Raw genomic sequence first — 11,815 nt, forward strand, 5'->3', positions numbered from 1 at the left:
GATTTGCGATGTAAAGACGCCCGGCGACCATCGGCATGAGCTTGAAACCCCTGGCGGATGGGAGTACCGTCTGCGCCTTAGAAGGGCACCTCTGCTTTACAGTTGTGCGTGGGCAAAAAGCCTATGCTTTGTAGGACAGAGAGGCTAGAAAGCGAATCCAGTAGCGTGAGCACGGCCATTGCCGAGCCGCCTACGCCAACCTAATTCTGGCGCCGTTTGCCCACATGCCAAAAACCAGTGCCACGCTGCTGATAATCGATGACGACGAAGTAGTGCGCGCAAGCCTTGCGGCCTATTTGGAAGACAGTGGCTTCAGCGTCCTGCAGGCCAGCAATGGCCAACAGGGTCTCCAGGTATTCGAGCGCGATAAGCCCGACCTCGTGATCTGCGATCTGCGCATGCCTCAGATGGGCGGCCTCGAGTTGATTCGCCAGGTGACCGAGCTTGCTCCGCAGACGCCGGTGATTGTCGTGTCCGGTGCCGGGGTGATGAACGATGCCGTCGAGGCCCTGCGCCTGGGCGCCGCCGACTACCTGATCAAGCCCCTGCAAGACCTGGCGGTGCTGGAGCACTCGGTGCGCCGTGCCCTGGATCGTGCACGCCTACTGGTGGAAAACCAGCGCTACCGCGAAAAGCTCGAAACCGCCAACCGCGAACTCGAAGCCAGCCTGAATCTGCTCCAGGAAGACCAGAACGCCGGTCGCCAGGTGCAGATGAACATGCTGCCGGTCAGCCCGTGGACCATCGATGAATTCAAGTTCGCGCACCAGATCATCCCGTCGCTGTACCTGTCGGGTGATTTTGTCGACTATTTCCGCGTAGACGAGCGGCGGGTTGCGTTCTACCTGGCCGACGTGTCCGGCCATGGTGCATCCTCGGCGTTTGTCACCGTGTTGTTGAAGTTTATGACCACACGGCTGTTGTTCGAATCCAAGCGCAGTGGCACCTTGCCGGAATTCACCCCCTCCCAGGTGCTGGGCCACATCAACCGAGGCCTGATCAGCTGCAAGCTGGGCAAGCACGTGACGATGGTGGGCGGCGTGATTGATGAAGAAACCGGTCTTTTGACCTACAGCATCGGCGGTCACCTGCCGATGCCGGTTTTGTACACTCCTGACAGTGTGCGCTACCTGGAAGGGCGTGGTCTGCCCGTCGGCTTGTTCAATGAAGCCACCTACGAAGACCACATCCTGGAGCTGCCGCCGACCTTCAGCCTGACGCTGATGTCCGACGGTATCCTGGACCTTCTTCCAGAGCCTACACTCAAAGAGAAAGAAGCCGCCTTGCCCCAACGGGTCAAGTCGGCGGGCGGCAGCCTGGATGGTCTGCGGCAGGTTTTTGGATTGGCCACGCTAGGGGAGATGCCGGATGATATCGCCCTATTGGTGTTGAGCAGGAATCTTTGATGAGTACCGGAAGAATCCAATTCGCCGAGCAAGACGGGACCTTCGTCCTGAAGTTTGTCGGTGAAGTGCGCCTGACCTTGTGTTCGGCGCTGGATGCAACGATTGAGCGGATTTTCACAGCACTGAATTTCTCGGCGATCGTGATCGATCTGACCGAAACCCGCAGCATCGATAGCACCACCCTTGGGTTATTGGCCAAGTTGTCCATTCTGTCTCGGCAGAAGGTCGGCCTGTTGCCCACCGTCGTCACCACCCACGAAGACATCACCCGTCTGCTGCAGTCCATGGGCTTCGATCAAGTGTTCAACATCGTTGACCGCCCGATCCCCTGCCCGGAGTGCCTGACCGACCTGCCGTCCCAGGACCAATCCGAGGAAATCGTGCGGATCAAGGTGCTGGAAGCGCACAAAATCCTGATGGGCTTGAACGAGTCCAATCGCGAAGCCTTCCACGACCTCGTCAACGCCCTCGAACGCCACTGACCGCCCTGTTGGAATGCACTCCCAGTGTGGGAGGGGGCAAGCCCCCTCCCACATTTGACCGAGTTCCTAACTGAAAAAAAGGGCGGCACCCTCACAGGTGCCGCCCTTTTTGCTGCCGCCGCTTTTACAGCTTGGCAGACAACAACGCTTCGAGCTTCTCTTGATCCCGAGCAAACTGACGAATCCCCTCGGCCAGCTTCTCAGTCGCCATCGCATCTTCGTTGGACTCCCAACGGAACTGCGCTTCAGTCAGATGCACCCGCGCTTCACCGGCATGGCCTGGCGACAGCTTGCGCTCCAGCTTGCCGGTATCGGCCGCCAGTTTCTCCAGCAGGTCCGGGCTGATCGTCAGGCGATCACAGCCGGCCAACTCTTCGATCTGGCTCAGGTTGCGGAAGCTCGCACCCATCACCACGGTTTTGTAGTCATTGGCCTTGTAGTAGTTGTAGATGCGCGTCACCGATTGCACGCCGGGATCATCGGCGCCGGTGTAGTCGTTGCCGTTGGCTTTCTTGTACCAGTCGTAGATACGGCCCACGAACGGCGAAATCAGGAACACACCCGCTTCGGCACAGGCCACGGCCTGGGCGAAGGAGAACAGCAGGGTCAGGTTGGTCTGGATGCCTTCTTTTTCCAGCTTCTCCGCCGCGCGGATACCTTCCCAGGTGGAAGCGATCTTGATCAGTACGCGATCACGGCCAACCCCGGCTTTGTCGTACAGGTCGATCAGACGGTGCGCGCGCTTGAGTACGGCGTCAGTGTCGAACGACAGGCGTGCATCCACCTCGGTGGAGATACGGCCGGGCACCACTTTCAAGATTTCTTGACCCACCGCCACCGCAAAACGGTCACTGGCCAGGCCAACATCACCGTTGCAGTCCTTCACGCATTCATCCAGCAACTTGGCATAGCCCGGAATCGACGCGGCCTTGAGCAGCAGGGAAGGGTTGGTGGTGGCATCTTGCGGCTTGAGATTGGCGAGGGCCGCGAAATCGCCGGTATCGGCGACGACGGTAGTGAACTGTTTGAGTTGTTCCAGCTTGGAAGTCATGGGCGTGCTCTGTCCTATGGGTCTGATGACATTACCCGAGCGCTGGCAGGCGCTCAAGGGCGCAAATGCGTTCGATCGTTTGCGAGGGCAACAACCTGAAAACAGCCGTTTGAATGACTGGCCTTGCTGCTAAATAGGAGGGCAAGATCGCCCGCAGGTTCAACCCAACAGCCCAATGAACACCGCGATAAACAGGTGGGCGCCGGTTTCACCGGCCCTCCAGCAACCCCGCCGCCTGATCCAGCAACGCCAACGGATCACTCGCTTTATGAATATCCACCGACAACAACTGCCTGAACTTGCGCGCCCCAGGGAAACCCGTCCCCAACCCCAGCACATGCCGCGTAATGTGATGCATCGAGCCACCGCTCGCCAAATGCTCCGCGATATAAGGCCGCAACTGCGCCAACGCCTCTGCCCGACTGATCACCGGCCGCGCACTGCCAAACAACTGCTGATCCACCTCCGCCAGCACATACGGATTGTGATAAGCCTCCCGGCCCAGCATCACCCCGTCAAACGTCTGTAAATGCTCTTGGCACTGTTCCAGCGTCTTGATCCCACCGTTGAGAATAATCTCCAACTCGGCAAAATCCCGCTTCAACTGCGCCGCCACGTCATACCGCAACGGCGGAATGTCGCGATTCTCCTTCGGCGACAACCCCTCCAGAATCGCAATCCGCGCATGCACGGTAAAACTGGTACACCCCGCATCCTTCACCTGCCCGACGAAATCACACAACTGGGCGTAACTGTCCCGCCCATTGATCCCGATCCGGTGCTTCACCGTCACCGGAATCGACACCGCATCGCGCATCGCCTTCACGCAATCCGCCACCAACGCCGGATGGCCCATCAGGCACGCGCCGATCATGTTGTTCTGCACCCGATCGCTGGGGCAGCCGACGTTCAGGTTCACCTCGTCGTAACCGGCAGCCTCGGCCATTCGGGCACAGGCGGCCAGATCGGCGGGAACACTGCCGCCCAATTGAAGCGCAAGCGGGTGCTCGGCGTCGTTGTGGCGCAGGAAGCGGTCATGATCGCCGTGGAGGATCGCGCCGGTGGTGACCATCTCGGTGTAGAGCAGGGCGTGTTTGGAGAGCAGGCGTAGGAAGAACCGGCAGTGGCGGTCGGTCCAATCCATCATCGGGGCGACAGAAAAGCGGCGGGAAAGTGGAGCGGTTTGTAGGGACATTGGCGATCTGAGTCAGCGAGGCGAATGGCGCAGTTTATCAGGGATGTCTCTTAGGTGTCGGGGAGGTGTATTTAGTGCACTTCAACACTTCTAGCGGGGGGCGGGTGTGGCATATGCCGGGAATATCGGGCTCAGACCCCCAGTATTACGGAGGCAGACCAGTATCTCCCCCCGGGAAATATCCCACACTTTTCTCAGCTTGCCCCTCAGACTTCCCATAGCTAACCTCCTCAAGCCGCTGCCAACCCAGCGGCCGGATGTGGAAGTCCGATCAAGCTGAAGGCGCTCAATCGCCCATAAACACCTACCGGCGTTTTTTTACGTCTGTATGATTGCGTTATGGCGGCTGTGCGCGGGGCACTTCGGTGCGCCGGGTCCTTTAGCCCTGGTCTTCCACACCTGCGTACAGCTGCCACCCTCATGTGGAAGTGAGATGGGCAGTTCCTGAAACGCTAAAGGAGCTTCGCCATGTACAAGGTCACACCTAATCCGCCTTATGCTTCAAACGCTTTACCCGCTGACGCCAAACTTCATGCTGCGGCTCAACGAGCGATTCCTCATTACTTGCCACCCTCTGAAGACGAATCACCGGTCGAACACCCAACCCACAACCTATTCCTCGTCAGCCCCGACATAGACACCGAAACCCTCCTGGCCAACGCCTCCGAAAACCTCGCGTCCGCCAGCGAAATGGCCGCTACCGTGGCTTTTAACCTCGACGACTCCCAGCGCGCCATTGTCTTGGGCATTCAGCAACTGATCGACCTGAGCGCTCTACTCGTTGACCGAGCCCAGGACCAAGTCGCTCGTGTCATCAGCCCGGCTACAGCCTGACAACCGCTCCCGCCGCCTTACCCCAAGGCGGCAACCTGAACCCATCCTGTCCCCTGGCGAAGTTTCATCATTCCCCGCGCCTTCGAGGCCTACGATCGTCTCCACGGGAAGCCCCCGCGCTTCCAGCCCATAGGGAACTGAAAAATGATCTCGAACCTCGTCAAAGTCGTGATGATCGCCGGCGCGTTGCTGTTGAGCGCTTGTTCGTCGGGTTCGTCGGGCGTGAGTAGCGACCCTTGCTTTTCAGGGGGATGCCAGGCGTTTGGTGACCACAGTCCCAACAAAGCGGCCAAGATGAATTTTGGCGGCAGCGGGCTGGGGAGTAGTTATGGTGAGTACGGTTCGGGGTTGTTGCATGATGACTGATGGGGCGGGGCAGTCATTGATGTGTTGACTGACCCACCGCTATCGGGAACAAGCCCTCTCCCACATTGAAGCGTGCAGTGGTTTCGCAAGTGTGGGGTTAGTGGCCGCCTTTCATGCGGCGGGCGATCAGGTAGATGACTAGGCCGACGAGCGCTGTGGCTGCGCCGATATAGCCGGTACTTGTCCAGCCGAGCCCAGCGGTGATCGCCATCCCGCCAAACCACGGCCCCAGTGCGTTCGCCAGGTTGAACGCCGCGTGGTTGGACGCTGCCGCCAGGCTTGGCGCTTCGTGGGCGATGTCCATCAGGCGGATCTGCAACGGGGCGGCCAGGGACACCATGGTGCCGACCAGGCCCATGCTCAGCAGCACGCTCCACAGCGAGCCGGCGGCGAAGGGGAAGAACAGCAGCACCGCCATCGACCACACCAATATCAAACCCACCGCGCGAAACTGCAGGCGATCGAACAGCTTGCCGCCGGCGATGTTGCCGATGATGCCGCCCACGCCAAACGCGGCCAGGCCAAAGGGAATCCATTGCGGCGTGACTTTGGTCACTTCGAGCATGGTCGGGGCCAGGTAGCTGAACACGCAGAACATCCCGGCAAAGCCGATGGCGCCAATGGCCAGGGCCATCCACACCTGCGGTTTGGTGAACGCGCGCAGTTCTTTGCGTGGGTCGCTGCGCGGTTCGTCGCGGCGGTCGGGGACGAACTGCCAGACGAGGGCGATGGTGCACAGGGCGAGCACGCTGACGAGGGCGAAGGCCGAGCGCCAGCCGAGGTGTTGGCCGAGGAAGGTGGCGATGGGGTTGCCGAGCAGCATGGCCAGGGTCAGGCCCATCATGACCCGCGCGACGGCGCCGGCGCGTTTGTCGGTGGGCACCATGCTGGAGGCGACGACGGCGGCGATGCCGAAGTAGGCGCCGTGGGGCAGGCCACTGATAAAGCGGAAGGCTACCAGTGAGCCGAAGGTCGGGGTGAACGCAGTGGCGAGGTTGCCCAGCGCATACAGGCCCATCAGCAGCAGGAGCATGTGTTTGCGCAGCAACTTGGCGCCGAGGATGGCCAGCAGTGGCGCGCCGACCATCACGCCCAGCGCGTAGGCGCTGATGGCATGGCCGACCTGGGGTTCGCTTAAACCCAGGTTGTGGGCGATGTCGGGCATCAGTCCCATGATGGCGAATTCGCCGGTACCGATCGCGAAAGCGCCCACGGCCATGGCAGCTTCCATTTTGGCGGCGCTGCGCGCGGGCAGGACGTGCCCGGGTGTTTGGTGGATAGACATGGATCGCTCTGTGTGGAAGGGGGTACGAGGCGGAGCCGCCGATGCTACGCAAGCGGCAGTGAGGGTGTCTAGAACCGCCTTTTACACGAGAGTTCCCTGCCGCTGACAACCCTGTGACCCCACGTCGCGCCCGTCGGGCTTGACACTAACCCTGATCAACCTTGTCAAAACCCCTGTTTTAGAGCTGTCTATTAGCCAAACAGCGCATATCGGCGGTATGGCGTGATATTCTGCGCGCCATCTTGGTCTAGTCTTTCTCCGGAACGTACACCCGTATACGTCCCGGCGGCTGGCTGTCGCCCAGGTAGCTGAAGCCAATAATGATAAGAAGTCAGCGCAGAAGGGACATAAAAGTGAGGTCGATACGTCGGCCTTGTGTGCCCACCCTGCGGTCCTTGAATGAATGTGCAAACCCCACGGTGCGTTGCCTGGCGCAGCGTCATCGAGGGTTCGCCAGGCTCAGGGGCAGTGGGGCGGATGGCGTTTTATCATAGGTGCTACTGATGTTTAAGAAAGTAAACACTGCCCTGCTGGGGTTGGCTTTGTCGATGGGGATCACGTCCGTTCACGCGGAAGAGGCAAAGAAAGTCGATGTGCTGCTGATCGGCGGCGGCATCATGAGTGCGACCCTGGGTGTCTGGCTTAACGAGCTGGAACCGAGCTGGTCGATGGAAATGGTCGAGCGCCTCGATGGCGTCGCCGAAGAAAGCTCCAACGGTTGGAACAACGCCGGTACCGGTCACTCGGCCCTGGCTGAGCTGAACTACACCCCGGAAGACAAGAACGGCAACGTTGAGATCCCGAAAGCGGTCGAAATCAACGAAGCGTTCCAGATCTCCCGTCAGTTCTGGTCCTGGCAGGTCCAGCAGGGCGTGCTGAAGAACCCGCGTTCGTTCATCAACTCCACACCGCACATGAGCTTTGTGTGGGGCGATGACAACATCAAGTTCCTGAAAAAGCGTTACGAAGCCTTGCAAGCGAGCCCGCTGTTCGCCGGCATGCAGTACTCCGAAGACCCGGCGCAGATCGCCAAGTGGGTTCCGCTGATGATGGAAGGGCGTGACCCGAACCAGAAAATCGCGGCCACCTGGAGCCCGCTGGGTACGGACATGAACTTCGGCGAGATCACCCGCCAGTTCGTCGCTCACCTGCAAACCACGCCCAAGTTCGACCTGAAACTGTCGAGCGAAGTGCAGGACATCACCCGCAACGCCGACGGTTCGTGGCGTGTGAGCTACAAAAACCTGAAAGACGGCACCAAGACCGAAACCGACGCCAAGTTCGTGTTCATCGGCGCGGGCGGCGGTGCACTGCACCTGCTGCAAAAGTCGGGCATTCCTGAAGCCAAGGACTACGCTGCCTTCCCGGTTGGCGGTTCGTTCCTGGTGACCGATAACCCAGCCATCGCCGAGCAGCACCTGGCCAAGGCCTACGGTAAGGCTTCGGTTGGCGCGCCGCCGATGTCGGTTCCGCACCTGGACACCCGTGTGCTGGATGGCAAGCGCGTGATTCTGTTTGGCCCATTCGCGACCTTCTCGACCAAGTTCCTGAAAGAGGGCTCGTACCTGGACCTGCTGACCAGCACTACCACCCACAACATCTGGCCAATGACCCGCGTCGGTGTGCGTGAATACCCACTGGTCGAGTACCTTGCTGGCCAGTTGATGCTGTCGGATGACGACCGCTACAACGCCCTGAAAGAGTACTTCCCGAACGCCAAGAAAGAAGACTGGCGCCTGTGGCAAGCCGGTCAGCGCGTGCAGATCATCAAGCGTGACGAAGAGCAGGGCGGCGTGCTGAAACTCGGCACCGAAGTGGTCAGCTCTGCTGACAACACCATCGCCGGCCTGTTGGGCGCATCGCCAGGCGCGTCGACCGCGGCGCCGATCATGCTGACCGTGCTGCAGAAAGTGTTCAAGGACAAGGTGGCGACCCCGGCCTGGCAGGAAAAACTGCATCAGATCGTGCCAAGCTATGGCACTAAGCTGAACGACAGTCCTGAGGCTGTTGCCAAAGAATGGGCCTACACCGCCGGTATCTTGCAACTGACCCCACCACCTGCGATTCCGCAGATGACCGCTCCCAAGGCCACCGAGGCCGCCAAGCCTGCGGCTGAGCCGAGCAAGCCGGCGTCTGATCTGGCGCTGTAAGAAACACCCAATAAAAAGCTCGCTGAACCGTTAACGGTCAGCGAGCTTTTTAGTGGGCGGCTGTTTAAGTCAGGGTGTGCGCCCGGTTGACCGCAGGCAGCTCAACGGTGCGTTCGGCCGCAGCCAGGGCCACCCTCAGATCGGCCTGGTCCAGCGCCACGCAATACGCCGGTTTGGCCCGCTCAAACCGCCAGCTTTCATCCAGCCCACCGGCATCCACGGCGTCAAAGCCGAGCTCATCGAGCAACTGGATCACTTGCGCTTTTGCCGCAGCGTCATCCGCAGCCACCGGCAGTGCGCGGCGGTCGGGGGCGCCGTGAGGGCGGGCATCCTGCGCCAGGTCTGGCGCGAAGATCGCGTTGAACACCTTCACCACGTGCGAATGCGGCAAATGCTCGGCGAGCAACCGGCTGGTGGTGGTTTCAAAACGGTCCAGCTCAGGGATGTGCCCGTCGCGATCGGGGTAGTAATTGTTGGCGTCCATCACTGTTTTGCCTTCCAGCCACTGCGCGGGCACGCTGCGGTAATGTTCCAGGGGGATCGCCACGAGCACCACGTCACCAAATTGTGCCGCGTCTTGCGCGCTGCCCACTTGAACGCCCCAAATGCCGCTGAGTACGCTGCTCATGGTCTGGGGGCCACGGGAGTTGCTCAACATTACTTCATGCCCGGCCGCCAGCGCCAGTTGGGCCACCGCGCGCCCGATGAAACCTGCTCCAATCACGCCAATCTTCATGGCCTAGCTCCTGCAAAGTAGGGGAGCGGTTATGATGATTGGTAGCCAATGGGTGATAAATGAGCGTTGTGACGTGGCTGTTATTACTGGGAGTGGGGAATGATGGACCGTCTTTCGAGCATGAATGCCTTTGTGACTGCCGCTGAGTTGGGCTCTTACGCGCGAGCCGCGGTGCGTTTGAACATGTCAGCGCAGATGGTGGCCAAGCATGTCGCCGCGCTGGAACAGCGCCTGGGCGCGCGCTTGCTCAATCGCACCACGCGCCGGCAGAGCCTGACGGAGTTGGGTAGCGCTTACTACGAGCGTTGCAAACATATCCTGACGGAGGCCGAGGCCGCCGACTCCCTGGCGCAGATCATGAATGACACCCCACGCGGCAAGCTGAAAATTACCGCCCCGGTGACCTTCGGCTCCTACAGCCTGATGCCTCTGGTGACCGCGTTTTTGCGTGACAACCCTGAGGTAAGCATCGACCTGCACCTCACCGATCGTTTCGTCGATCTGGTGGAAGAAGGCTACGAAGCCGCCTTCCGCATTGGCCCCCCAGCGATCACGGGGTTAACCGCCAGACCCCTGGCGCCGTATCGTCTGGTGGCCTGCGCGGCGCCTGCCTACTTGGCGGCACGGGGCACACCGCTGCGGCCGGCGGACCTTCAACAGCATGAATGCTTGGGCTATGCCTTCTGGTCACGTCCGGCGGATCGCGAATGGGTGTTCCACCAGGGCTCGGTCCCGCACACCGTACAGGTTGCCAGCCGTTTGCAGATCAACGAAAGCAGGGCCTTGATGTCGGCTGCGCTGGACGGGTTTGGCATTGTGCTCGGAGCGGAAGATTTTCTGCGCCCCGCCCTAGCCAGGGGCGAGTTGGTACAGGTGCTGCCGGACTTTGAGGCGCCGAGCCGGCCCATGCATTTGGTCTACACCGCCAACCGCCAGCGTACCGCCAAGTTGCGAGGCTTTGTCGAGGCTGTGCTGGAGCGTTTCGGCCCGGCTTGAGTGTTCAAACCGCGACGCTGCCTCCCGTCTGTTCCTGTGGATGCACTGTCAGCAGGTTCAGCAACCTGACAGACACCACCTGTTAAAAAGTACCCAGGCCTTGCAGGAGCGCGGCTGCAACAAAGGGGGATTTTTTACTGATGCAGGTGTTGGGCGTTAGCGCCCGAGGGGTTTATATGTTGCTACGTTATGCAGCATTGGTGGCCATGGTCGTCGCGGCATCCGGCTGTGTGCAAGAGCGTGTCGTGCATGAGCGGCGACCGGTGCAACGTGAGTACGTCGAAGTGGTCGCCCCACAACCGCCGCCGATGCAAGTGATCGAAGTCGAGCCGGTTGTACGCGAAGGTTATGTATGGTCACGCGGGTATTGGCGTTGGGAAGGTGGACGCTATGTGGCTGTACATGGCCATTGGGAGGCGGTGCGTGAGGGCTACCGCTATGTGCATCCGCACTGGGTGCAGCGAAATGATGGTTACCACTGGCAGCATGGTGGCTGGGTTCGCTGAACCCCGCTCAGGCCAATCGCTTCATGCCCGGGGCCTTGGCCGCGTCGAGGTCAAAGGTGGCGGTGTACTCGCAGCCGGCTGCGTGGGCGCAGCGCGCGATCAAACAGTCGGCGAAATCGGCTTTGTTTGCCGAGAACCGCCGGAGCGCCTGCCAGACGATCTCGGCATGTTCGATGATCAATTCACGGGTACGCAGCAGCGTTTCCAGCACCGTCACCACGTCGCTCTTGGCGCACTGATAGCAACTTTGTAAAACCCATACCAACTCCACCACCGACACCAGGCTGACAAAGCCTGGCGACAGGGTGGTGAGGGATTCGATCAGCTCGGACGCCTTGGCGGATTGGACCGGATCATCCTGAGTGACATAGCGCACCAGCACATTGGTATCCAGGCCGATCATTGGGCTTTTGCTCCCTGTGCCGCAATGGCGCGGTTCATGTCCTCGATGGAGATGGCCTGGGCAGGCTTGCTGATCAACCCCTTGAGGTCGTGAACGGTTTTGCTCGCGGCAATAATGGAAAATTTGCCGTCTTCCATTTCGACGAATTCGACCCGGTCTCCCGTTTCCAGGCCCAGGGCGGTCCTGACTTGGACGGGGATGGTGATTTGTCCTTTTGAAGTAAGCGTGGCGGTCGCCATGTTGAAGGTCTCCAGCGTGATGCTCCTTACCTTAGGGTAAGGAGTGTGGGAGAACAAGATCCGTTGGTCCATAGGTCGCTCCTCGGGTGTGGGTCAGTCGGGCTTCGTAAAAACGATAGCCCGACGCTTCCCGCCGACAAGCCTGAACACAAGGTTAAAGCGCTAC

The 11,815-nt window shown here is 60.3% G+C and carries 13 protein-coding genes; 7 read left to right on the plus strand and 6 right to left on the minus strand.

Annotated elements, in window-relative coordinates; translation table 11 throughout:
* The first annotated feature begins 224 nt into the window (after nt 1–224).
* Nucleotides 225–1,406 carry a two-component system response regulator RssB gene (gene rssB, locus ACP7CJ_RS03275; RefSeq protein WP_247402248.1) on the plus strand — a complete coding sequence of 394 codons (1,182 nt, stop codon included), beginning with the start codon at nt 225–227 and terminating at the stop codon, nt 1,404–1,406.
* Nucleotides 1,406–1,888: an anti-sigma factor antagonist RssC gene (gene rssC / locus ACP7CJ_RS03280; protein ID WP_017848891.1), complete on the plus strand. Its 483-nt coding sequence runs from the start codon at nt 1,406–1,408 to the stop codon at nt 1,886–1,888. Before rssB ends, rssC begins: the two co-directional genes overlap by 1 nt.
* Before the next feature lie 124 nt (nt 1,889–2,012).
* On the opposite strand, the gene tal is transcribed toward rssC, so the two are convergent.
* Nucleotides 2,013–2,939 carry a transaldolase gene (gene tal, locus ACP7CJ_RS03285; protein WP_247402250.1) on the minus strand — a complete coding sequence of 309 codons (927 nt, stop codon included), beginning with the start codon at nt 2,937–2,939 and terminating at the stop codon, nt 2,013–2,015.
* Between the two features lie 208 nt (nt 2,940–3,147).
* A complete protein-coding gene (gene dusA, locus ACP7CJ_RS03290; protein WP_247402252.1) occupies nt 3,148–4,134 on the minus strand; it encodes a tRNA dihydrouridine(20/20a) synthase DusA in 987 nt (328 codons plus the stop codon).
* 468 nt (nt 4,135–4,602) lie between these two features.
* On the opposite strand from dusA, the gene ACP7CJ_RS03295 reads away from it, so the two are divergent.
* Nucleotides 4,603–4,968, plus strand: coding sequence for a DUF6124 family protein (locus ACP7CJ_RS03295; RefSeq protein ID WP_247402254.1), 366 nt, complete (start codon nt 4,603–4,605; stop codon nt 4,966–4,968).
* Nucleotides 4,969–5,112: 144 nt separating this feature from the next.
* Nucleotides 5,113–5,334 (plus strand): hypothetical protein, encoded by a 222-nt coding sequence (locus ACP7CJ_RS03300; RefSeq protein WP_426099476.1) that lies wholly within the window; start codon nt 5,113–5,115, stop codon nt 5,332–5,334.
* A 97-nt stretch (nt 5,335–5,431) separates the two neighbouring features.
* Here ACP7CJ_RS03300 and ACP7CJ_RS03305 read toward each other — a convergent pair whose 3' ends face one another.
* Nucleotides 5,432–6,619, minus strand: a complete 1,188-nt coding sequence (locus ACP7CJ_RS03305) for an MFS transporter (RefSeq protein ID WP_276197100.1) — start codon at nt 6,617–6,619, stop codon at nt 5,432–5,434.
* Nucleotides 6,620–7,122: 503 nt separating this feature from the next.
* On the opposite strand from ACP7CJ_RS03305, the gene mqo reads away from it, so the two are divergent.
* Complete coding sequence (mqo, locus tag ACP7CJ_RS03310; RefSeq protein WP_276197101.1) at nt 7,123–8,769, plus strand: malate dehydrogenase (quinone); 1,647 nt, start codon at nt 7,123–7,125, stop codon at nt 8,767–8,769.
* 64 nt (nt 8,770–8,833) lie between these two features.
* Here mqo and ACP7CJ_RS03315 read toward each other — a convergent pair whose 3' ends face one another.
* Complete coding sequence (locus tag ACP7CJ_RS03315) at nt 8,834–9,505, minus strand: NADPH-dependent F420 reductase (RefSeq protein ID WP_276197102.1); 672 nt, start codon at nt 9,503–9,505, stop codon at nt 8,834–8,836.
* A 99-nt stretch (nt 9,506–9,604) separates the two neighbouring features.
* On the opposite strand from ACP7CJ_RS03315, the gene ACP7CJ_RS03320 reads away from it, so the two are divergent.
* Entirely contained in the window at nt 9,605–10,501 is an 897-nt protein-coding gene (locus ACP7CJ_RS03320; RefSeq protein WP_276197103.1) for a LysR family transcriptional regulator, read from the plus strand.
* A gap of 176 nt (nt 10,502–10,677) precedes the next feature.
* Nucleotides 10,678–11,007 (plus strand): hypothetical protein, encoded by a 330-nt coding sequence (locus tag ACP7CJ_RS03325; RefSeq protein WP_276197104.1) that lies wholly within the window; start codon nt 10,678–10,680, stop codon nt 11,005–11,007.
* Nucleotides 11,008–11,014: 7 nt separating this feature from the next.
* Here the strand turns inward: ACP7CJ_RS03325 and ACP7CJ_RS03330 are convergent, their stop codons facing one another.
* Nucleotides 11,015–11,410 carry a PIN domain-containing protein gene (locus ACP7CJ_RS03330; RefSeq protein ID WP_276197105.1) on the minus strand — a complete coding sequence of 132 codons (396 nt, stop codon included), beginning with the start codon at nt 11,408–11,410 and terminating at the stop codon, nt 11,015–11,017.
* On the minus strand, nt 11,407–11,721 hold the full coding sequence (locus tag ACP7CJ_RS03335; protein WP_276197106.1) for an AbrB/MazE/SpoVT family DNA-binding domain-containing protein: 315 nt from the start codon (nt 11,719–11,721) through the stop codon (nt 11,407–11,409). Before ACP7CJ_RS03335 ends, ACP7CJ_RS03330 begins: the two co-directional genes overlap by 4 nt.
* Nucleotides 11,722–11,815 lie beyond the last annotated feature (94 nt).

Origin of the sequence: Pseudomonas sp. PSPC3-2 (genome assembly GCF_049897085.1) — a bacterium.
In the GTDB taxonomy this organism is placed as follows: Bacteria; Pseudomonadota; Gammaproteobacteria; order Pseudomonadales; family Pseudomonadaceae; genus Aquipseudomonas; species Aquipseudomonas paraveronii.